This window comes from Rhodococcus sp. H-CA8f, from assembly GCF_002501585.1.
Taxonomy (GTDB): Bacteria; Actinomycetota; Actinomycetes; order Mycobacteriales; family Mycobacteriaceae; genus Rhodococcus_F; species Rhodococcus_F erythropolis.
Genome location: NZ_CP023720.1, coordinates 6,013,571 through 6,034,105 on the forward strand (window position 1 = coordinate 6,013,571; position 20,535 = coordinate 6,034,105).

At 63.9% G+C, this 20,535-nt stretch carries 23 protein-coding genes; 12 read left to right on the forward strand and 11 right to left on the reverse strand.

The annotated features are described in order from the left end of the window. Positions 1–130 precede the first annotated feature (130 nt). The 4 genes from CPI83_RS27935 to CPI83_RS27950 all read left to right on the forward strand — a co-directional run bounded on the left by CPI83_RS27935 (position 131) and on the right by CPI83_RS27950 (position 4,721). Positions 131–430 (forward strand): PE family protein, encoded by a 300-nt coding sequence (locus tag CPI83_RS27935; protein WP_029254193.1) that lies wholly within the window; start codon positions 131–133, stop codon positions 428–430. A 76-nt stretch (positions 431–506) separates the two neighbouring features. Beyond that, positions 507–1,760 (forward strand): PPE domain-containing protein, encoded by a 1,254-nt coding sequence (locus CPI83_RS27940; RefSeq protein WP_097388050.1) that lies wholly within the window; start codon positions 507–509, stop codon positions 1,758–1,760. A 65-nt stretch (positions 1,761–1,825) separates the two neighbouring features. Continuing rightward, positions 1,826–2,578, forward strand: a complete 753-nt coding sequence (locus tag CPI83_RS27945; protein ID WP_232816819.1) for an ESX secretion-associated protein EspG — start codon at positions 1,826–1,828, stop codon at positions 2,576–2,578. Between the two features lie 40 nt (positions 2,579–2,618). Continuing rightward, entirely contained in the window at positions 2,619–4,721 is a 2,103-nt protein-coding gene (locus CPI83_RS27950; RefSeq protein WP_097388052.1) for an acyltransferase family protein, read from the forward strand. Positions 4,722–4,730: 9 nt separating this feature from the next. Here CPI83_RS27950 and CPI83_RS27955 read toward each other — a convergent pair whose 3' ends face one another. From CPI83_RS27955 to CPI83_RS27965, 3 genes are read right to left on the reverse strand one after another with little or no spacing between them, the layout of a single operon-like run. After that, positions 4,731–5,399: a histidine phosphatase family protein gene (locus CPI83_RS27955; protein WP_019746386.1), complete on the reverse strand. Its 669-nt coding sequence runs from the start codon at positions 5,397–5,399 to the stop codon at positions 4,731–4,733. Continuing rightward, positions 5,396–6,310, reverse strand: coding sequence for a prephenate dehydratase (gene pheA / locus CPI83_RS27960; RefSeq protein WP_097388053.1), 915 nt, complete (start codon positions 6,308–6,310; stop codon positions 5,396–5,398). Before pheA ends, CPI83_RS27955 begins: the two co-directional genes overlap by 4 nt. Before the next feature lie 31 nt (positions 6,311–6,341). After that, positions 6,342–6,980 (reverse strand): hypothetical protein, encoded by a 639-nt coding sequence (locus tag CPI83_RS27965; protein ID WP_021334642.1) that lies wholly within the window; start codon positions 6,978–6,980, stop codon positions 6,342–6,344. 139 nt (positions 6,981–7,119) lie between these two features. Here CPI83_RS27965 and CPI83_RS27970 point away from each other — a divergent pair, with 139 nt between their 5' ends. The 5 genes from CPI83_RS27970 to CPI83_RS27990 all read left to right on the forward strand — a co-directional run bounded on the left by CPI83_RS27970 (position 7,120) and on the right by CPI83_RS27990 (position 11,265). Then, positions 7,120–7,896, forward strand: a complete 777-nt coding sequence (locus CPI83_RS27970) for a DUF2470 domain-containing protein (RefSeq protein WP_097388054.1) — start codon at positions 7,120–7,122, stop codon at positions 7,894–7,896. A gap of 10 nt (positions 7,897–7,906) precedes the next feature. Continuing rightward, complete coding sequence (locus tag CPI83_RS27975) at positions 7,907–8,728, forward strand: type II CAAX endopeptidase family protein (protein WP_020905746.1); 822 nt, start codon at positions 7,907–7,909, stop codon at positions 8,726–8,728. Positions 8,729–8,876: 148 nt separating this feature from the next. Continuing rightward, a complete protein-coding gene (locus tag CPI83_RS27980) occupies positions 8,877–10,112 on the forward strand; it encodes an LCP family protein (protein ID WP_198586386.1) in 1,236 nt (411 codons plus the stop codon). A 99-nt stretch (positions 10,113–10,211) separates the two neighbouring features. Further along, positions 10,212–10,682, forward strand: coding sequence for a hypothetical protein (locus CPI83_RS27985; protein ID WP_029254187.1), 471 nt, complete (start codon positions 10,212–10,214; stop codon positions 10,680–10,682). Positions 10,683–10,719: 37 nt separating this feature from the next. Continuing rightward, positions 10,720–11,265 (forward strand): ferritin, encoded by a 546-nt coding sequence (locus tag CPI83_RS27990; RefSeq protein WP_020905744.1) that lies wholly within the window; start codon positions 10,720–10,722, stop codon positions 11,263–11,265. Positions 11,266–11,276: 11 nt separating this feature from the next. Here the strand turns inward: CPI83_RS27990 and CPI83_RS27995 are convergent, their stop codons facing one another. Beyond that, complete coding sequence (locus CPI83_RS27995) at positions 11,277–12,218, reverse strand: cytochrome c oxidase assembly protein (RefSeq protein WP_097388055.1); 942 nt, start codon at positions 12,216–12,218, stop codon at positions 11,277–11,279. Positions 12,219–12,344: 126 nt separating this feature from the next. Here CPI83_RS27995 and CPI83_RS28000 point away from each other — a divergent pair, with 126 nt between their 5' ends. After that, positions 12,345–12,989, forward strand: a complete 645-nt coding sequence (locus tag CPI83_RS28000) for a thioredoxin domain-containing protein (protein WP_060938691.1) — start codon at positions 12,345–12,347, stop codon at positions 12,987–12,989. Here the strand turns inward: CPI83_RS28000 and CPI83_RS28005 are convergent, their stop codons facing one another. From CPI83_RS28005 to CPI83_RS28015, 3 genes are read right to left on the reverse strand one after another with little or no spacing between them, the layout of a single operon-like run. After that, positions 12,990–13,937 carry a M56 family metallopeptidase gene (locus tag CPI83_RS28005; protein WP_021332702.1) on the reverse strand — a complete coding sequence of 316 codons (948 nt, stop codon included), beginning with the start codon at positions 13,935–13,937 and terminating at the stop codon, positions 12,990–12,992. Beyond that, entirely contained in the window at positions 13,934–14,293 is a 360-nt protein-coding gene (locus CPI83_RS28010; protein ID WP_019746375.1) for a BlaI/MecI/CopY family transcriptional regulator, read from the reverse strand. Before CPI83_RS28010 ends, CPI83_RS28005 begins: the two co-directional genes overlap by 4 nt. Before the next feature lie 28 nt (positions 14,294–14,321). Further along, a complete protein-coding gene (locus CPI83_RS28015; RefSeq protein ID WP_097388056.1) occupies positions 14,322–14,951 on the reverse strand; it encodes a M23 family metallopeptidase in 630 nt (209 codons plus the stop codon). Between the two features lie 179 nt (positions 14,952–15,130). Here CPI83_RS28015 and CPI83_RS28020 point away from each other — a divergent pair, with 179 nt between their 5' ends. Together CPI83_RS28020 and CPI83_RS28025 are read left to right on the forward strand one after the other, a co-directional pair. Next, a complete protein-coding gene (locus tag CPI83_RS28020) occupies positions 15,131–16,057 on the forward strand; it encodes a cation diffusion facilitator family transporter (RefSeq protein WP_029254183.1) in 927 nt (308 codons plus the stop codon). A gap of 154 nt (positions 16,058–16,211) precedes the next feature. Further along, positions 16,212–16,757 (forward strand): ferritin, encoded by a 546-nt coding sequence (locus CPI83_RS28025; protein ID WP_024487904.1) that lies wholly within the window; start codon positions 16,212–16,214, stop codon positions 16,755–16,757. Here the strand turns inward: CPI83_RS28025 and CPI83_RS28030 are convergent. The 4 genes from CPI83_RS28030 to CPI83_RS28045 are packed head-to-tail and all read right to left on the reverse strand — an operon-like array spanning position 16,754 to position 20,272. Then, a complete protein-coding gene (locus tag CPI83_RS28030; protein WP_020905739.1) occupies positions 16,754–17,572 on the reverse strand; it encodes an alpha/beta fold hydrolase in 819 nt (272 codons plus the stop codon). The two genes, CPI83_RS28025 and CPI83_RS28030, sit on opposite strands and share 4 nt — an antisense overlap. Before the next feature lie 53 nt (positions 17,573–17,625). Beyond that, on the reverse strand, positions 17,626–18,540 hold the full coding sequence (locus tag CPI83_RS28035; protein WP_024487903.1) for a DUF5926 family protein: 915 nt from the start codon (positions 18,538–18,540) through the stop codon (positions 17,626–17,628). Between the two features lie 11 nt (positions 18,541–18,551). Continuing rightward, entirely contained in the window at positions 18,552–19,316 is a 765-nt protein-coding gene (locus CPI83_RS28040; protein ID WP_019746370.1) for a glycerophosphodiester phosphodiesterase, read from the reverse strand. Further along, on the reverse strand, positions 19,313–20,272 hold the full coding sequence (locus tag CPI83_RS28045) for a DUF4328 domain-containing protein (RefSeq protein ID WP_097388057.1): 960 nt from the start codon (positions 20,270–20,272) through the stop codon (positions 19,313–19,315). Before CPI83_RS28045 ends, CPI83_RS28040 begins: the two co-directional genes overlap by 4 nt. Positions 20,273–20,535 lie beyond the last annotated feature (263 nt).

The window sequence follows — 20,535 nt, forward strand, 5'->3', positions numbered from 1 at the left end:
CAAAGTCGTCCGATTCCGGGGGAACCAAAAGCGGCCGGCATGCATCAAACTATGTGCGGGGGGATTTCTACGGCTGTGTGCACGACCTCCCGACCACTTATCCGCCCTGGTCAGGAAGGAGTTCGGCACTATGTACGTCGACCCTCAAGCCCTAGTTGCCGCCGCAATGGAACTCGAGTCTGCGGCGACGCGATTGCGCGGAATCGTCTCTACTGCGCAGCCGACGCTACGCGTTCTCCCAGCCGGATCCGAGGAAGTGTCCGGTAGCGCGGCAAATTACTTCAACACCATCTCGGGCAGCCTTGCCTCGTCCACCGATCGGGCAATCGAGGAGCTCACCGCGGCTGCGGCAGCTCTGCGCAAGAATGCAGCTGCCTACGAGCTCGAAGACCAGCTCACCAAGTCCAGCCTGGCAGCCGCACCGATCTGATCGACAGAAATCGAACTCGGTAACTCGGTAACTCGGCAACTCGGCAACACAGTCACACTTCCTGGGGGGAAGAACAATGGTCGGCATCACCGGCGTCATCTGGTATCCACGGGGCGCAGCACCCAACTCTGCAGCACTGGTCGCCGGGGCCGGGCCGGTCCCTCTCGGTGTGGCGGCCGGGGCCTGGTCCACCGTGTCGTCCGGACTGACCGACACCGCTGCGTCCATCTCTCGCGTGATGGCGGACCTTCGCACCGGGTGGTCAGGAGAAGCCGCGGATGCCGCGTTGAGCAAGTTCGCACCGTTCCAGGAATGGGCTGCCTCGGCCGCGCTGCTCGCGGGAGAAACCGCTGGTAAAGCCCAAGTGCAGTCCGGTTCCTACACCGTCGCCACCCTGGCCATGCCGTCCCTGGCGGAGATCGCGGCGGTTCAAGCGGCCAAGGTCGCCGCGTACTCCATCGGCGGGGCCCTGGTCGGCGGTGCCGCTGCCGCCGAGGCTGCCGAAGAAGCTCTCAAAATTCGAGCGGCGGTGACGATGGAAACGTACGACGCCGCAACGACGCATCTGGCCGTGCAGCAGAACTTCGACTCACCACCGTCCATCGCGGAACCCACAGCTGGGGCATCCGCTTCGGCCGAAAGCCCAGGCAGCGCCGCACGACAGTCCGTCGTGCAAGCGGCATCAACACTCGCTGACGTAATCGCGGATCCCGTGCGCGCCGCAACCGCTGCTGTCGCATCCGTAGTTTCCAACCCGGTATTTGCCGCCGCTGCCTCACAGGCCGGTGCCATCTCCGGTGGAGCGACGGCCGCCGTAAGCGCCGCGACCACCGCGGTCACGGGCGCCACCACTGCCGCATCAACTCTCGCGACGGCCGGAGCAGGACTCACCGGACTGGGCGGCGCAGGGCTCGGTGGCGCAGGACTCGGCGCTTCCACACCATCACTGTTCGGCACCCCGTCGGCGAGTCGGGCACCGGCACAGGTCAGCGCAGCTTCCGCGACTACCAGAGCCGGAGCATTCGCGGGCTCGCCGTCGAGCAGCAGCACCGGCCGGCACGCTCTTCCGGATCCCTCCACCGGCCAGAGCGCCGCGCGCCAGAACCCCGTGACCTCGCCGGTTCAGGGCACCGCGGATACCGTCAAGGTGGATCCGGCCCGAACCGCAGGCGGATCTGCGCCGATCGCCGGCGGCCGTGATGCGGCCCAATCTGAAGACGACACCGAGCACGACACACCCGATTACCTGAAGCACTTCGAGCACTTCGCCGACGGCCGAACAGTCATCCCGTCCGTGATCGGTGGCGCACTCGAAACTGCAGAGCGTTGATGGTGGACCTCGGCACCTCACCTGATGGGTGGAATTTGCCTGTCGTCGCCCTGTCACAGGACGAAATGGACTATGTACGTGAGCGACTCGGGCTCGATGCGCTTCCCGTGGTTCTCGGTGGCGCGACGGTTCACGCCAGTGCGAGCGCTCACCGTATGGCGATGCAGTCCGCGGCAGATTCACTCTCCGAGCGCGATCTCCTCCCCGGCGGGGAGATCCATCACGAACTCAGCGCCCGCCTGCGCGTCCTGACCCACCCCAAATGGGAGTTGGCGCTGCGTCGGCATGTCGGTGGAAGGATTTCACGCCTCTGCGTCGCACAGGGCGAATTCCTTTGTGTCGAAGCAACTTCAACCGATTCTTCGTTCACATTGTGCAGCGTCACCGCCGAACCAGCTGCACCCGTTGTCACCGCGCTCGGCAGCGCCGAAGCAATGCCGATTGCCGTGATCAACGCACCGACCGAGATGCTCAGCCTGGCATTCGGCGCCGGCCCGGATGCAGACAGCGTGACCTCGGCCTTGATCAACGCCGGGATACCCGAAGACGACGCGCGCCAACTGGGTAGCGCAATCGTCACATGCACCGCCTTCGCCGAATTGGTTGGAATACCACACAGTTTGGGAGCGACGACGCTCATGACCGGCGCAGTGACTGTGTACGACACCTTGGCCGGCCGGCTCGTGGGTTCGACTACTCGGGCTGCCGACGGCACCGAGTGGACGTCCATCAGTTCCGGAACACCGCATCGCCTGCGACAAGCCGTGAACGCGCTGGTAACCGAACTCGAGGAATCGACGCCGGAGACTTCCGGGTAACCTCGGGGCGTCCCTTCAACGCCCGGAGCCTTACTTCAGCATGCAGTTCTCGCGTCAACCGTCGTCACCGGGCGAACAAGGCTCGGTCGCCACGATCGACCGGCCGAACGAAGAACGGGCAACAACACCGCACCGACAAGACCTGAACGGACTGCGTGGCCTCGCCATCGGTTTGGTGGTCGTATTCCACGTATGGTTCGGACGGGTATCGGGCGGGGTGGACGTCTTCCTGGTTCTGTCCGGATACTTCTTCGTCGGCTCACTGGTTCGACGCGCCGAAGCCGGGGGTTCACTCAACCCGGTCCCGGCACTGCGGCGGGTGTTTCTGCGGCTGTTCCCCCTGATCGCGGTGGTCAGCATTTTGACCGCACTGGGGACCGCGTTGCTGCTGCCACGCACACGCTGGGCCGATCTGGGCGATCAACTGATCGCGGTGCTCGGGTTCTTCCAGAACTGGCAGCTCGCCAGCACCGCAAGCGACTACCTGGCCGCCGACGGCTCGGTCACTCCCCTGCAGCACCTGTGGTCGATGGCCGTGCAAGGTCAGTTCTATCTCCTGGCCATCGCACTCGTCTCCGTGATCGCTTATGTGGCTTCACGCGTGAATCCCAACTATTTCCGCCCGTCACTCGCGGTCACCCTTCTGGTTCTGACCGCAGGATCTTTTCTCTACGCACTCGCCAAATCTTCGCGTCACCAAGCCTGGGCGTACTACGACTCCGGCGCCAGGTTGTGGGAATTGGCCCTCGGTGGTCTGCTGGCCGTTCTGATGACCAGCACGCGCAGTCGGCAGATCGCATCCCTGCCGTTCTCGGTCAGAGCGACGATCGGCTGGGCGGGGCTTTCGTCGATCCTGTTGTGCGGCATAGTGCTCGACGGCGCCCAGCAGTTCCCCGGCCCGTGGGCGCTGGTACCGGTGCTGGCCACTCTTGCGTTGATACTGTCCGGAGTCGGCGACGACACACCTTGGACGTCGAAGACGCTCGCCCATCCGGCACTGACGTGGCTCGGCTCGTTCGCATTCGCGCTGTACCTGATTCACTGGCCGATTCTGGTGTTTGCACTCGTGATCACCGGAAGCCCCGAAGCCGGCCTGCTCGGCGGGGCACTGATCATCGCCCTCTCCGTCGCGGGGGCGCTTGCACTCCGGCGCCTGGTCGAGGTTCCGGTGGAGCGCGGAGGCCGCTCGCGCCGGTACACCGTCCTGGCATGCGTCGTCACCGCTGCCGCGGTCCTCGCCGCTTCGGTCGCCTGGCAGTCGTACGCGAGCAGCCAGACGACGGGCCAGCGGGCGGTCGACACCCTCGACCTCCCGACCCATCCCGGCGCACTCGCGCTCACCGACGGTGCCGAAGTACCCAAGGCGTCGATGGTTCCCTCGATCTTCGATGCGCCACTGGACCTTCCGGCCAGTACGCTCGACGGCTGTATCGCCGATTTTCTCGAGCGGGACGTCGTCCACTGCACCTATGGCGACGCCGATGCAGACAGAACCATCGCGCTCGCGGGTGGTTCGCACTCCGAGCACTGGCTCACTGCGCTCGACGAACTCGGCAAGAGTCACGGGTTCCGCGTCGACACGTATCTGAAGATGGGCTGCCCGCTCACCGTCGACTCCATGCAGACGTTGTCGGACAACGACTATCCGGATTGTGTCGACTGGTCGCGTGGAGTGCTGACCGAGTTGGCCGACGCCTCACCCGATTTCGTGTTCACGACGGCAACCAGGCCGAGTTCCGACGGCCCTGGTGACGTGACGCCCGAATCGTACGTTCACGTATGGGAGGAACTGGGGCGCGACGGTATCGACGTCCTCGCCATTCGCGATACCCCCTGGCTGCACCACGACGGCGTCGCCTACCGCGCGATCGACTGTCTGGCGACAACCACGTCACCCGATCACTGCGCGATGCCACGGTCCGAAATGCTCAGCGACGTCAATCCGGCGCCGTCGGCAATTGCCGATCTGACCAACGTCCGCCTACTCGATCTCAGCGACGGTGTGTGCGGACCGGAGTTGTGCCGCGTCGTAGAGGGAAATGTGTTGGTGTATCACGATTCCCACCACCTGACAGCCAGCTACGTGAGCACACTGTCGGCTGAACTGGGGCGCCAACTGAGCGTCCAGACCGGTTGGTGGTGAAACCGGCTGTCAGCCCATCACGTCGTCGGCGCCGGGGATGAGTCGGTGCTCGAACGGCGGGTTGACGGCTCCCCAGCGTAGGCATTCCCAGCCGCCATCAGCTGAGGGCAACAGTTCGACGGTCTCGGTGTTGGCCAAGTGGTTGTTGGCTGCGAACAGTCCGGGGACACCGGCAAGCTGGGCGGCGACAAGACGAATCGCAGCACCATGACTCACCACGACGATGTCGCCGCCGTCTCGTGAGCCTTCGAGAAATTCTTCGCGCAGCGCATTGACGACGGGGACGTACCGTTCCAGGACGTCGTATCCCGTTTCACCGCCGGGAATGCGAGCGCCGAGGTTGCCGGTGTGCCAGTGATGGAACGTCTCCATGAACAGTCGGTGCGCGGCCTCGTCGGTGCGATCCTCGAGGTCACCGGCCTGGACCTCGTGCAGTCCGTCCCGCACATCCAGGGATACACCGGCGGCCTGCTCCACAAAACCTGCTGTCTGCCGGGCACGCAAAGCCAAGGACGATACGAGCGCCAGAGGAGGAGCCGAAGCCAGGCCGATGCCCAACGTCTCGGCCTGCGCCAACCCTTCCGGCGTGAGCTTTGCTCCGGGCAGAGCGGTGTCGAGACGTTTGGCGACATTCGCCTCCGTCTGACCGTGCCGAACGAGGATGAGCCTTCCGGTCATCGTTCTCCCCCTCCATGCTTGAGTTCGTCGATCCACCGAATCGCTTCTTCGTCCGAAGGAGGTTGTGGCCCGGTCGAATTCGCTGTCGCCCACGACCCCAGGAAGCGGACTCCGGATTTCCGATGCAGTGCACGCATCGCCTCGGCCACCAGCGAGTCCTCGACGTGTCCGACGCAGTCCACGAAGAACCGGTACGTACCCAATTCCGTTCGCATCGGACGCGATTCGATCCGAGTCAGATCGATACCGCGAGCGGCGAATTCGGAGAGTGCGCGCACCAGGGAGCCTGGAGCGTTGTCGAGGTGAAGCACCAGCGCGGTGCGATCGGCACCGGTCCGTTCGGGAACCGGAGCCGGCTTGGTGACCAGCACGAAGCGTGTACGGGCGCCGCCCACATCGGCGACGTTGTCCGCCAGGCTGTCGAGTCCGAGCATCTGACCGGCCAAAGCCGTGGAGACACCGGCATCGACTGTTCCGGCCTGCACGTCCAGCGCCGCACCGGCATTGGACGAGGCCAACACAACCTCGGCCTGGGGCAGGTGCTCGGAGATCCAACCGCGGACCTGTGCGCCCGCATGCGGGTACGCGCCGATCGTGCGGACCTGGTCGGCGGTGGTCCCGGCCCGAACCAGGATGGAGAAACTCACGTCCAGATCGGTTTCGGCGACGATCTGCAGGGGCGAACCGAGAGCGAGTGAATCGAGCGTCGGAGCTACGCCGCCTTCCACCGAGTTCTCGAAGGGAACTACGGCCCCGTCCACGGAACCGTCGCGAACCATGTCGAGAGTCGCCGGCGGACTGCCGGCCGGTACTCGCTCGACGGTTTCGCCGAACGCGCCCTCAGCCTCCAACTGGGCGAGAGCTATCTCCGTGAAGGTTCCCGACGGACCGAAATACGCGATTCTTGGCACGCCTAAAAGATTACGCATCGACCCACGCCGGTCACTGCAAACCCGCGGCACGCAGAGCCGTTTCCACCGCAGGCAGATCCGCGACCTCGATCGTGAGCAGCACCTCGCGCATCGCGGACGCGGCTTCCGGGATCAGCGCGGCGAGTTTTTCGGGCTTCGGATCGACTATCGCGGCGCGCACGTCGTCGCCGCGCAGTGCAGCGACGGTGCCACACAGTAGGGCGATCACCTCGTCGCCGTCGGCTGCGCGGGCTACGAAACCGACGGACTCGTGCGCGAGTACCGCCAGGAAATCAGCCACTTCGGTGGGCGTGCGACCGGCGGCGAGTCCGGGGATCCGTCCACCTTCACACAGGCGCAGCGCCGCTTCGGCGGGTGTCAGATCCTCTTCGCCGCCGTCGACGTACACCGCGAGCGGAGCGGGCAGACGTAGCGCGATCGCGTCGTCGATCTGGTCGGTGGTGACGTCGACGTCGAAACGGACGGCCTCGTACGACGCTTCCGTGTCCGCGCGCAGTTCTTCCGGATCGATATCGAGGCGGACGACAACCCGGCCTGCTGCTTCGCCACCGATCAGCGCCGACGCCGGAACGACCGGGAGAAAGAGTGCTTCGAGGAGTCCGCGCGAGTTTCTCGGGGCGGGCAGCCCGAGTGAAAGAGGAATGGCCACAGACAAACCGTAACCCCGACGCAGGCGGCGGATTCCACGCGAGTTGCGCAAAAGTCTTGCGATTCACACCGAAGCGCCTTAGGTTAGGGTTACCTCATCATCCGATGGAGTTCGAGAGAACACCCGCCAAGGGGGCAGCATGGCAACGAAGACCAGCACCGGCCCGTCCACCGCCGAACGCGTCCGCAGCGCCTGTGTGCGCGCACAGGACGCAGTTCTCGCCATCGAAGGCAGCGATCCCACCGTCACGTCGGTGCATCACCTGCGTTCGAACGGTGACGTCGTCGTTGCAGTCCCACATGCCTCCGCAGCTGCGGCCCTGGCCTGGAACTCCGGCGGCGGACTGCCTGCCGTCCTCGAGATCACCGATCACGCACCACTGCGTCTGCGTGAGCCCGTGCGCTCCCTCGTGTGGCTTCGCGGCTCGTTACACGCCGTGCCCGACTACGAGGCACGCGTTCTCGCCGACGACGTCGCATCCGAACACCCCCATCCGGGGCTCCTCGACATCGGCCACACCTCGGTCCTCCTTCGCCTGAGCCTGGCCTCGGCCGTTGTCGCCGACTCGACGGGGGCAGAGCCCGTCGCCGTGGACGAACTGCTGAACGCCAGCCCCGATCCCTTCTGGGAAATGGAGACGGCGTGGCTGCAGCATCTCGACGAAGACCACCGCGATCTCGTGGACCTGCTCGTGCGCAAGCTTCCCCCGTACATGCGCACCGGACGCGTTCGCCCACTCGGCATCGACCGCTACGGACTGCGCCTGCGGGTCGAGGATCACACCGGTGACCGCGACGTGTGGATGCCGTTCGCCAACCCCGTCGACGACGCTCCCGCGCTGAGCCGTGCCATCCGAATGCTTGTCGGGTGCCCTTTCCTCAACGGCCTCCGATCGGGTGGCGCTGCAAGCGGCTAGCGTTGCGCGGGTGAATGCCCGCGAAACCGTCCGCACCTGGTTACGGCCGCCGTCTCCCGTTCGAACGGACCCGGAACTAGATCCCGCCGCCAGACGCGGAATCCGGATCGAGATCACTATCGTTCTGCTGGTCACCTTCGGGCTCAGCGGATTGTCCGGGATCCTTTCGCTCGCCGAATCCTTGGCGACGCCGGTTGCGCTCTCGGATCAGACGGTTGCACTCAACCCGTCGCGCGCTGCCATCGACTGGATCGACCTGGCGCGCCAATTACTGGGCGTTGCAAAGCTTCTCGCGTGGGCAGCGCTAGGACTCTATCTACTGTGGCGTTCGGGGATCGGTCCACGTGCTGCGGGCCTGACTCCCAAACCTCGATTCGGTCGCGACATAGCTCCGGGATTCGGCCTCGCCGCTGTGATCGGCCTCCCCGGACTCTTGTTCTACCTCGTCGCTCAGGCACTGAGCATCAACCTCACCGTCCAAGCCAGCGCGCTCGACGACCACTGGTGGCGGGTGCCGATCCTCGTACTGTCCGCGATCGCGAACTCGGGCGCCGAAGAGGTACTGGTCGTCGCCTACCTGATCACTCGCCTCCGAACACTCGGCTGGAGCGAGAACAAATCTCTGCTCGCGTCCTCGCTCCTGCGCGGTAGTTATCACCTCTACCAAGGGTTCGGCGGCGGTGTGGGAAACGTGATCATGGGGCTCGTGTTCGGTCGATACTGGCAGCGCACCGGCAAGCTGTGGCCGCTGATCATCGCCCACGCGCTCATCGACATGGTGGCGTTCATCGGTTACGCCCTCCTGCGCGATCACGTCTCCTGGCTGCCGTGACCGGTACCGTGAACTGGTGACCGGCGACTCCGAATATCCTCAGCGCCCTCCGCGGCGCCAGCCGCCAGGGCCACCTCCGCGGCGCCAGCCGCCCCCGCGTGGACCGATGCCACCCCGTCAGGGCCCACCCCCGCAGCGGCGCCCACCGATGCCGCCCGAAGGGCCGACGGTCATTCGCCGCGACGGACGTCCACCGCAGCAGAATCCGGCCAATCAGGCCTGGTCACAGGTCCCACCAGAAGCGCCGCAGCAACCCAGGCGTGAGGACTGGGCGCCGACCCAACGCCCGCAGCCGTTCCAGGACGACCCCCGCAGGCAGGGGCCGCCGCGTCAGGATCCGCACCGCCAGGCGAAGTACGCACCCGCGCCGCCGCGCCGAACCCCGCCGAACGCCCCGCCTCGCCCTCCTGAACCCCCGAAGCAGCGACGCCCACGCAAGCGTCGCAGCTGGGGTAAACGTATCGGCATCACGTTGTTGGTCTTGCTGCTCGCGCTGGCCGGCGCGGTCTATTACGTCGACAGTTCGCTCAATCGAATCGACGCGCTGCCCGACTACGCGGGACGCGTCGCCGATACTCCGGGCACGAACTGGCTGATCGTCGGCTCCGACAGTCGTGAGGGACTCACACCCGAGCAGGAGCAAGCGCTTGCGACAGGTGGTGACACCGGCCCCAAGCGCACTGACACGGTCATCTTGGTCCACGTTCCCAAGAGCGGGAAGACGACGATGGTCAGCATCCCTCGCGATTCGTACGTTCCGATTCCCGGCTACGGCTCGGACAAGATCAACGCCGCCTTCGCTTTCGGTGGTGCCCCCTTGCTGGTGCAGACCGTCGAGGAGGCAACCGGACTTCGCATCGACCACTATGCCGAGATCGGATTCAGCGGGTTCGCCGGCATCGTCGACGCCGTCGGTGGCGTCAATGTATGCCTGACGCAGGCGATCGACGATCCGCTGGCCGGAATCAACCTCCCCGCTGGATGCCAGGACTTGAAGGGTTCGGATGCACTCGGGTTCGTGCGGACCCGAGCAACCGCGCTCGCAGACCTCGACCGCATGAACAACCAGCGCCAGTTCATGTCGGCGTTGCTGTCGAAGGCGACGAGTCCGAGTACGTTCCTCAATCCGTTCCGGTTGTGGCCGCTCGTCTCCGATACGGCCAAGTCCCTGCAGGTCGACGAGGGCGATCACATCTGGAATCTGGCCTCACTCGCCTGGGCGCTTCGCGGCGGGATGACCACCACGACGGTTCCGGTCGCCGGTTTCGAGGACGTGGACGGGTCGGGCAACGTGTTGTTGTGGGACAAGGCACGCGCTTCGCAGTTCTTCGACGCCCTGGCCAACGATCAGCAGATTCCGCAGGATCTGATCACCACGGGGTGATCGCCCTGAGTTTCGGTAGTACCCCGGGAGGACAGGCCGAGCGAACAAATCGCTTTCCGGCAGGACGCGGAACGGCCGGCGGAAAAATACCGTGAAGGTATGAACACAGCACACCGCCGATTCCGCACTGCCGCCGTCATCGCCGCCTCGGCCGGAGCGGCTTTACTGGCCACGTCCTGCTCGGGCACCTTCGACAAGTTCGACGAGTCGAAGGCATACAAGAAAACCGAAACCTTCTCTTTTGCACAAGCATCCAGCGGAATCGACACACTGCCGAGTTGGGTTCCCGCCGGCGCGACGGGTATCGACGAGGTCATCCGCACCACCGGCAACGAACGCATCCTGCGAATGACTGCGAACATCACAGAGATAGATCACAACAGCTGCATCGCACGACCCACCGTCGAAACTCGTCCGGCATCGCTGTCCGCACAGTGGTGGCCGACGGGGGTCGAGAAGGGCAGTTCTTTCCAGTGCGGCGACTGGTACGTCGGCGAAAAGGACTCGTTCGTCTACGGATACCGGCCGGAAACTCTCGACTTCATCATCGATCAGCTCGACAACAAGTAGCTCCCTGTCCGTGCCGCCGACCCAGTAATCTGTTGGGATGACACAGGCGAAGAACTCGAGCGAATTCACCACTCTGCTGCGTCAGCAGATCCGTAACGAGTTCACTGCATCGCAGCAGTACATCGCGGTAGCGGTGTACTTCGATGCACACGATCTTCCGCAGATGGCCGCGCGCTTCTACAGCCAGGCCACCGAGGAACGCGGTCACGCGATGATGATGATCCAGTACCTGCTCGACAACGACCTCGACGTGGACGTACCGGGTGTCGACGACGTCGTGACGAAGTTCGACAGTGTCCGGGCTCCGGTCGAATTGGCACTCGAGCAGGAGAAGACGGTCACCGAGCAGATCACGCAGTTGGCGCGCACCGCGCGCGATACCGGCGACTACCTGGGCGAGCAGTTCATGCAGTGGTTCCTCAAGGAGCAGGTCGAGGAAGTTGCAAGCATGACAACACTTCTCACCATCGTCGACCGCGCCGGCGACAACCTCTTCCACCTCGAAACGTTTGTCGCACGCGAGATGAACACACCGGCAGCTGCCGACGCAATGGCGCCGACGCCCGCCGGCGGCGGCGTCTGAGGGCCACCGGCCTACCGAGTCTCCGGCCGCTCGGCGGCGCTCAGTGATCTGAGGAAGTTGTTGTATGCCTCCAGATCACTGTCGCCGTCGATCTCGGCGCGGCGGTCCTGGGCGGCATTCATCCGTTTGTCGTCGCGGTTCCAGCGCATCGCGAAGATCACGACCACTACCAGCGCGACGGGCTCACCGTACGACCACGCAAGGGCACCGGCCAACTGCTGGTCCTGCATCACGTCCACGCCCCACTCGGGAGGCGGATTCACGAACGTGGTCAGCAGCGGCTTTGTCGCCATCATGAGGACGACTCCGATGAACACGTGCAGCGGCATCTCCACGAAAAGGTCGAAACACCGGCCGAGATAGCTTTGCCGCACCGGCAGTGGTCCGGTGGCGAGCACGGGCATGATGAAGAGCAGACCGCTGGCGAGAAAGAAGATTTCGAGAAAGACGTGTCCGGCCGGCAATCCCGAGACGGCGTCGAAGATCGGCGACAGGTAGATCCCGTAGTAGCTGAACAGAAAGACCGGGATCGTGAACCCGGGGTGCAGCATCCACCGTGCCGGACGGCTGCGCAATGCCAATAGTGCAAGCGCCAGAACATTTCTCCCGGGACCTCGATGCGACGTCGAACGCAGTAGCAGCAGTCCTGGCGAGCCCAGCACCCACAGCGGCGGGATCGCCATCGAGAGCGTCAAATGCTGGAACATCCAGACACTGAAGAGTTCGTTCCCGTAACTTTCGACCTTCGAACCGGTCACGGCGATCAACAGCAAGCACCCGGCCAGAAAACATGCAGTTCGATACCAGGGCCATAGCCGTCCCCGCGCACGCACACGGTGCATTGACCACCAATACCAAAGCGCCAGAACAGCTCCCAGTAGAACAAGAGGTGACAGGGACGAGGAGTCCCAGGTCAACATCTGTCCGATCGACGGCGGCGCCAGACCGTTCACCTCCGATTCACGGCTGAACCCTCCTTCGAATCCTTTCGGGTACCGTCGACTCTACACCTAAATACTATGTTGGATAGTATTTAAGTAATCGACGGAAGGTCAAGGTACACAGCAGTGTCCAGAAGCATGAAGATATCCGCCGCCCTGATCGCATTGTTCGCGGTAGCACTGATCACGTTCATCACCGTCGATCCGATCAGGGCGGACAACGAGAGCACCGATCGGGCAGCACAATCCACCGCCGTCCTGACCGACGACGCGTACCGATTGACCTCGGCCGCTGACGACAAAGTGAATCTTGTCGAGTTCCTCGACTTCGAATGTGAGGCCTGCCTCGCGCTGTACCCGACGATGGAGCGAATCAGAGCCGAGTACGAGGATCGAATCACATTCGGTATCAGATACTTTCCGATTCCGAGTCACACCAACAGCACTCTCGCGGCGCAGGTCGTCGAATCCGCATCTCGCCAGGGCAAGTTCGTCGAGATGTATCGGCGGATGTACGAGACTCAGTCGCAGTGGGGTGAATCCGCCGAATCGCAGGAGGCACTGTTCCGCGCCTACGCACAAGATCTCGGCCTGGACATGACCCGATTCGAATCCGACCTCAGCAGTCGCGGCGTCCGCGAGCGGGTCGAGCGCGACTTCAACGAGGGCAAACGCCTTGGCGTCCAGGGCACCCCGACGCTGTTCCTCAACGACGTGAAGCTGGCCCAGATGCCGAGCTACGAAGATCTGAAAGCCCAGATCGACTCAGCGTTGGAGCAATGATCAGGTCAGAACAGCGCAGATACCCGCGGAGACGGCCACCGTCACGGCTGCGGCAACGGCCGTCGTTACGGCCGCCGGCACGCACGCCGCAACCGCGCAGGTCAGTCGCCGAGGCGACGCCACGTCGCCGTCGACCAGGGAACGCAATCGCACTGCGGTCGCGCCGCCGCGATCGCCCAAGCTCCAGTCCGGCTGAGGAAGCGGCGATTTCGACACCACGGCAAGGGCGGAACGCACTGCAGCCGGGCTGGTGACGCGAGCGGCGTGCCGGTCCGCCGACAGTTCCACGATCGCGCCGACGGCAGCAGGTGCCGCCGCGAACAACGGCACTCCCGGCAGAACAGCGGCCAAGACTTCACAGGCACCGACGATTCGGTGATGACCGCCGCTCAGATGCGCACGCTCGTGCGCGAGGACCGCGTCACGCTCGCCCCCGGTAAGAGCGGATGACAAGCCTTGTGTCGCAACAACAAATCCAGGCTTTCCGGCGACACTGTAGGCCATCGGCAGCGGATGATCCAACCACAACACGTCGGACTCCGAGTTGTCGCGGCGCGCGACGATCGAGAGAACATCACGATGGAAATCTCGGACTCTCGCGTGCTCACGTGCCTGTTTGCGGCCGGCCAGCACGATCCGAACGGCGATCAAACCCACCACACCAACGGCTGTGCCGGTGATCAGTTCACCCACCCATGAACTCGTGCCGTGCGCGAAGGCGCTGAAACACCGAGCGATACCGTCGACCAGCCCCTCGACCGGCGCGTGGCTCGGCCACACCAGAACCAAGACCGCGGAGAGAGCGAGATACAGAGCCGACGCCATACTGCCGAGCCACGCCGCGAGCAGCACCGTCGGTGACAACGTCGAGGAAACGGCCCGTAACGCTCTCGGAACCAAAAATCCGACGAATACCGCACCGAGAAGCATCGGCAAGGCCAGTGTCATTGCGCACCTTCCCCGGAAAGTCCTCGGCGCAGGGCCTCGTTCTCAGCGTCCGTCATTGTCTTCGCGAAGTGCAACAGCACGGCAGCGGAATCGGAACTGCTGTCCAACAATTCGCGCAGTGCCCTGGATGTGGCCTCTTCACGGCTGCGACTCGGCCGATAGAAGTAGGCGCGACTCTTCTTCTCACGACTCACCCAGCCCTTGTCGTAGAGATGAGTCACGACGGTCAGGATGGTGGTGTACGCGAGTTGTCGACGCTCACCCAAGATCTCGACCAGATCCTTGACCGAGAGCGCGTCGTCGGACTGCCAGAGCACATCCATGACCTCGGCTTCGAGTCCGCCCAGCCCCTGCATTGCTCCTCCATCGCGTCGTGACAGAACTTCAGCCGCTCGCGGCCTTCTCCCCGAACGACACGCCCCGGGAATTCAGATACGCGAGCGGATCAGTCTTCTGCCCGTCAGATTGCCACACCTCGTAGTGCAGGTGCGGTCCCGTCGATTGTCCACGATTGCCGATGGTCGCGATCAGTTCACCCGCCCGCACCTTCTGACCGGCAACCACGAGCGCCTCGTTGATGTGCCCGTAGACGCCGACGGTCCCGTCGTCCTGCTGGATGCGGACCCAGAGCCCGAATCCCGCGGCGGGACCGGATTCGATCACAACACCGTCGGTCGCCGAGACGATGGGCGTACCGATCGAGTTTGCGATGTCGAGACCGTAATGGGTTGTTCCCCAGCGTGGACCGAAGTTGGACGTCATCGTCCCGCTGACGGGGGCCATCACCCGCGGCTTTTCTGCCTCGTACGCCAACGCCGCCCGTTCGGCTTCGAGTTGTCTCGTTTTACCGAGTTGTTCGGCTATCCCGGCAAGATCCGTCGTCCGAACAAGGTCGAGTATCTCCGGCACCGACACCAGCGCTGGACCTTCCGTTGCAACTGGAAGCGGCGATGCGTGCCCGATGGAAGTGCCGGACGCCAGGATTGCACCCGTCGCCACGGAAACCGCGGCCATGCGCCCGCCGGGTCTGGTCGGCTCGGATTTTCGATGTCTTCCCACTTCTCGGTCCTCGCGTCGATGACAAATGAAGGTCTACGCCGCCACCTTACAACTATGTTGCATAGTTTTTAAGACATGCACTATTGCGCATATATGCATATGTGTCTAGGCTGACGTCGACGAAAGGACCTTCGATGTCACACGGACACGGGCACGGAATCTCTCCCGCCGAGGCTGCGACCAGCAACAGCGGCAAGCATGTCAACAAACTGTGGATCGCCGCCGGCCTCGGGTTGGTGACGTTCGTGCTGCAGGTGACGGTCGGCTTCTTCACCTCGTCACTGGCGCTGCTTTCGGACTCGGCGCACGTGTTCACCGACATCTTCGGCATCTTCATGGCGCTCGCCGCGATCCTCGTCGCACAGCGCGCAGCACGGCGCCCGGATCGCACTTTCGGCATGTACCGCACGGAAGTGTTTGCGGCACTGGCCAATGCGATCCTGCTCTTCGCAGTCGCCGGGTGGGTGCTCTACGAGGCGGCCAGCCGATTCTCGGATCCGCCCGAGGTTCCGGGCCTCCCCGTCGCGATAGTCGCCGTCGTCGGTTTGGCGATGAACGTCATCGCCTTCCTGATGCTCCGCAGCGGCGCGAAGGAAAGCATCAACATCCGCGGCGCCTACCTCGAAGTCATGGCGGACATGATCGGGTCCATCGGCGTCCTCGTCAGCGGCTTGGTCACGCTCGCTTTCGGTTGGCGCTACGCCGACCCCGTCATCGGCGTCGCCATCGGCCTTTTCGTCTTGCCGCGCGCCTTCAACCTGGGCCGCCATGCCGTCCGCATCTTGCTCCAGCAGGCTCCCGATCGCATCGACGTCACCTCGATACTCGAGAAGATCAACACACTCCCGGGAGTCGTCGACGCGCACGATCTGCACGTCTGGACACTCACCTCGGGGATGGAAGTTGCTTCCGTTCACGTCACCGCGGCCAGTGACGCCGATCCCACTACGGTGCTCGCGGCCACCCAAACCTTGCTGGCCGAGGTATTCGACCTGGAGCACGCCACCGTGCAGGTGGAACTCCAGGGAAGTGACGGTAAATGCACGGAACTCGCCTGGTGAAAAGGACATTCCTAAATGAAACATTCGCTTTCGGGCCAATGGATAACCGCACCGAATTCGAAAAGAAATTAGGTCTTCTTTAGTTTGGGAACGCTTACCACAATAAGGTCAGACTGGGATGACAGGGCCTCTGACCTGCACTATCTTGGAATTCATGACTTCTGGGGAGACTCACATGACCAAATTCCACGCACTACTCCGAGACCAGATTCGCAACGAGTTCAACGCTTCGCATCAGTACATCGCGACAGCGGTTTACTTCGACAATGCGGACCTGCCACAGCTGGCAAAGCACTTCTACAAGCAGGCTGTGGAAGAGCGTAACCACGCCATGATGATCGTTCAGTATTTCCTCGATCGCGACATCAACGTCGAACTCACCGGCGTCGACGCCGCGAAGGCCGACTTCAAGGATGCCCGTGAGCCCATCGCTCTCGCGCTGACGCAGGAGAAGACGGTCACCGAGCAGATCGTCCAGCTCGCGAGCACTGCCCGCGAAGAAGGCGACTACCTCGGCGAGCAGTTCATGCAGTGGTTCCTCAAGGAGCAGGTCGAGGAAGTTGCCAGCATGACAACACTTCTCACCATCGCGGACCGCGCAGGCGCCAACCTGTTCGACCTCGAAGACTTCGTGTCCCGCGAGATGAGCACCGTCGGTGACACCACCGGTGCGCCGAACGCAGCAGGCGGAACCATCTAGCCTGCAGCACTCACGGATTTTGCCCTCGAGCCGAACGGTTCGCTTCCTGCCAGCAGGATCGAACTGATCAGCTCGGGGGCATCTGTCATCGGTACGTGCCCCAGTCCGGGCAAAACCATCAACTTCGCCTGCGGGAACGGCTTTTTCACGCGCTGCGCTTGGTACACGGGCAGAATGAGATCGCGTCGACCCCACGCAACCGTCACCGGCACAGTGGGATCCACGATGGGCGGCAATACGAAGTCCATCTCGAGACCGAGATCGACGAGTTCGTTGGACACGAGCGAACGGCAGTCGGCCAACGCCGCCGCATAACCGACATGACTCGGATGAGCGAAGAACGCGGCGAGCGCCGGATAGCGAATCAGCTTGTACCGCAATGCACGTGGCAGACCATCGCCCATGAGCTTGGCCGTGCCGCGCAGTGCACGGAACGTGTTGATCGCCCGCACCTGATCGAGGTGATTGACAAAGAACCCGGCCGGCGAAAGAGCTGTCGCCGACGCGACGTCTCCGCGCGCGGCCAGCGAGAGTGCAATCCATCCGCCGAGTGAGTTTCCGGCGACGTGGGCGCGCTCCCCCGCCGGAGTCACTTCCTTGACGAACTCACTGACGTCGTCGATCAGCTGTCCCATGACGTCCGGACCGAGTTCGGGCAGCACGGACTCTCCGTGACCTGGCAGGTCGACCGTGACCACACGGCGATACGGCGTCAGCTGGTCCAAAAGCGAATCCCACGCCTGCCGTCGATGGACGATGCCATGGACGAGCACAAGCGTGGGACCGCTACCGGAGATGTCGTGCGACAAAGTCATGCCGCCAACATTAACCGTAACTTTGCGTAACGCCTATAGTTCTGGCGAAAAAATCAGCGCAGCGTGACCTGGCGTCCGCGCAGGCCGTCGCGCGAGCGCAACTCGGCCGAGTTCAGCGGAGCATCGACAGCCAGAGCCTCGGCAAGACGCTCACCGAGCTCGACGGTTGCCGCTACCCACTCGTTTGCATGCTTTTCGCGGTCGAGGTCGAAGACGGGGACCAACAGGCCGTGGGTGCGGAACGAGCCTGCGTAGCGCGAGCCCTCACCCAGGTGCAGTCCACCGGTCGCGTGCACGCGCGCCAACGCGAGCATCAGGTCGTCTTCGCTCTCGGGGCGAACCCAACGCAGGTGCGCCTTCTCGCCGGCGTCGACCCACCACGCGGCAACGAGGCCGTCTCCTTCGAGGCGTGCAGAGGGCATGATCGCCGAGTTGGCGTGCTGCACGGTGGCGGCAACCTCAGGATCGGTTTCGACGCCTTCCGGAATCCACCAGTTGAAGTTCTGGTGCACCGTGATGTCGAGCAGAGCCGATGGATCGACAACCTCGGTGACGGCGGGTGTCTCGGAATCGGGGTTCGCGGCAGAAAGCGCGTCGCCGGGGGCCGCGTCCTTGATCCAGTTCACCGAAGCGGCGAGGTCTGCGCCGAGGTCTGCAGAGTGCGCCTGAACCTGGACACCGACAAATCCGGTGGCCGTCTCGCCCTCGTCGCGGACGAGGGCGGCAACAGCGCCGGGGAGGACCGTCGCCAACGTGACGGGACGGTCGGAGCCGATGACCGGCAACGGAGCCGTGGCGGACGGAACGAATTCGCGCAGCGCGACCAGATCGCACTCGGCGGCAAGGCCCTCGAACGGGCGGTTCACTGCGCCGGCAGCGGCTTCACGCTCTGCTTGGCGTGCCGCCAGCTTCTCTGCGCGTGCGCTGCCCTGCTTCGGTCCACTGTTTCTTTTGCTCTTCTTGGCCACGAGGGCAAAATCTACACGCTGCCCAGCCATTGCTTCGTGCGCCCGGGATGGTTGGTGGCCACCCAACTGACCCCGAGCTCACGACACAGGTCCACATCCGCCTTGTCGTCGACGGTCCAGCAGTACGTCGCGCGACCCGCAGCGGCAGCCCGATCGACCAGATCGGGATGTTCGCGCAACGCCTTGATCGACGGCCCGATCGCCGTGGCGCCGACAGCCGTCGACGCACCACCGCCGAGGTATCGCGACGCGTCACCGAGTAGGACCGTCGGCAGCAGCGGTGCCGAACGACGCACTCGCCAGACCGCAGTAGCCGAGAAAGACATGACCACAGCGCGAGAGTGATCGGCCGACGGCGGTGACGCGATCCCGAAGCGGTGCAGTTCCGCGAGAAGTTTTGCTTCGACCAGGCCGCCGAACCGCACGGGGTGTTTGGTTTCGATGAACAGCTTCACCGGGCGCGCGAAATCCAGGGCGAGAGTGATGAGGTCGGAGAGAGTCAGCAGTTCGGCCGGTTCGCTCGTCGACCCGTAGTCCAGAGCGTTCAGCGAATCGAGCGTCATCTCGCTGACGATCCCCGTGCCGCTGGAGGTGCGGTCGACCTTGCGGTCGTGAACGCAGACCAGGTGCCCGTCGCGGGTGAGGCGGACGTCGCATTCGAGCCCGTCGGCACCCTCCTCGAGGGCCAGTTCGTAGGCGGCGAGGGTGTGCTCCGGCCGCGCAGCCGACGCACCTCGGTGCGCAACGACGAGTGGACCTCGACGATCTGGGCTCACAGGGCAGCGGTCTCCTTCTCGTCCAACACCGTCTTCTCTTCCAACACCGAGGGCGGCACTGGCACCCATCGAGTTTCCGATTCGGGTTCGCCGCGCCAACCCCTGCGCTCGATCCGTCGGATCACGACGAGCGTCAACGCCGCGGTGACGGCTGCGACCAATGCGATGAAGGCGTTCAGCAGAACCCCGTCGGCCATTGCCTGAATCCCCGGGCGTGATCGCCAGTACGCGTTGACCACCAGCAGCAGAGCGCTGAATCCCCAGAAGCCCCACCAGATCTTCACCAGCAGAGTTCCGCGCGGATCGCGGCGGACCAACTCGAAGAGATAAACCGCCGGCATCACGAGGTTGAGGATCGGCACAGCGCAGCCGACGACAACTTCCGACGCTGTGCGCGGATCGGATTCCCCGGCACCTGCGAAGTGTTCATGACGCCGACGAAGCAGCCAGCACACACCGGCGACAGCCGCGAAGACCGAGATCAGCAGTCCACCCAACTGAGTGAAGTACACGGCGGCGTCGGAGACCGTGAGAAGCCACTGCGGGATCAGCGTGGTGCGGTTACGCACCAGGATCGCGTATCTGCCCAGTTCGGCGAACACAGCGAGTCCGTAGAGGATTGTCGCGAGTGTCAGCAACGGCCCGACTCGGTCGGCCATCCGGTCCGCTCGCGAGGGCGGCACCGGTGAGGTGTCGACGACGTCCTGCAGTCCCCACTGCGGGACGGCGTCGTAGCGCGGGGTGGTGAGGCTACGACGCACTGGTGCGTCCCCCACGCCGCGTGGGTCGGACGGTGAGCGCGCGATCCAGCGGAAGCCTCGACGGTTGGGTGGTTGGTAGATCTCGGTGCGGGTGGGGATCAGCAGGACGCCGCTGCAGCGCGGGCACCACTGCGTTGGGCCGCCGACGACAGGCCAGCGTGCGGCGCACCGGGCGCAGACCTGAACGACACTCACAACTTCGATTCTGTCACGCCGTATCGGTAACGGCAGCAAATGGATTCACTCCCGATTTGTGATCGAACCTCCACCCCGTTCACCTGCATTGTTCGAATAATGTGACCTCCGCCACTTAAAAACTCGAGTTATCCACAGTTTCCACAGGTTCATCCACAGTTCTGGATGAATGAATCGGGCTTTATCCACAGGTCACGGGCAAGACCCTGAGAATTTGCTGACAGGTGTTAGCGAACGATGCACAGGCTCGAGGATGAATTTGA

Coding starts and splice junctions, on each gene's coding strand:
- CPI83_RS27935 (WP_029254193.1), top strand. CDS start 131: ATGTACGTCGACCCTCAAGCCCTAGTTGCCGCCGCAATGGAACTCGAG.
- CPI83_RS27940 (WP_097388050.1), top strand. CDS start 507: ATGGTCGGCATCACCGGCGTCATCTGGTATCCACGGGGCGCAGCACCC.
- CPI83_RS27945 (WP_232816819.1), top strand. CDS start 1,826: ATGGACTATGTACGTGAGCGACTCGGGCTCGATGCGCTTCCCGTGGTT.
- CPI83_RS27950 (WP_097388052.1), top strand. CDS start 2,619: ATGCAGTTCTCGCGTCAACCGTCGTCACCGGGCGAACAAGGCTCGGTC.
- CPI83_RS27955 (WP_019746386.1), bottom strand. CDS start 5,399: ATGACCGGAAGGCTCATCCTCGTTCGGCACGGTCAGACGGAGGCGAAT.
- CPI83_RS27970 (WP_097388054.1), top strand. CDS start 7,120: ATGGCAACGAAGACCAGCACCGGCCCGTCCACCGCCGAACGCGTCCGC.
- CPI83_RS27980 (WP_198586386.1), top strand. CDS start 8,877: ATGCCGCCCGAAGGGCCGACGGTCATTCGCCGCGACGGACGTCCACCG.
- CPI83_RS27985 (WP_029254187.1), top strand. CDS start 10,212: ATGAACACAGCACACCGCCGATTCCGCACTGCCGCCGTCATCGCCGCC.
- CPI83_RS27990 (WP_020905744.1), top strand. CDS start 10,720: ATGACACAGGCGAAGAACTCGAGCGAATTCACCACTCTGCTGCGTCAG.
- CPI83_RS28000 (WP_060938691.1), top strand. CDS start 12,345: ATGAAGATATCCGCCGCCCTGATCGCATTGTTCGCGGTAGCACTGATC.
- CPI83_RS28005 (WP_021332702.1), bottom strand. CDS start 13,937: ATGACACTGGCCTTGCCGATGCTTCTCGGTGCGGTATTCGTCGGATTT.
- CPI83_RS28010 (WP_019746375.1), bottom strand. CDS start 14,293: ATGCAGGGGCTGGGCGGACTCGAAGCCGAGGTCATGGATGTGCTCTGG.
- CPI83_RS28015 (WP_097388056.1), bottom strand. CDS start 14,951: ATGGCCGCGGTTTCCGTGGCGACGGGTGCAATCCTGGCGTCCGGCACT.
- CPI83_RS28020 (WP_029254183.1), top strand. CDS start 15,131: ATGTCACACGGACACGGGCACGGAATCTCTCCCGCCGAGGCTGCGACC.
- CPI83_RS28025 (WP_024487904.1), top strand. CDS start 16,212: ATGACTTCTGGGGAGACTCACATGACCAAATTCCACGCACTACTCCGA.
- CPI83_RS28030 (WP_020905739.1), bottom strand. CDS start 17,572: ATGACTTTGTCGCACGACATCTCCGGTAGCGGTCCCACGCTTGTGCTC.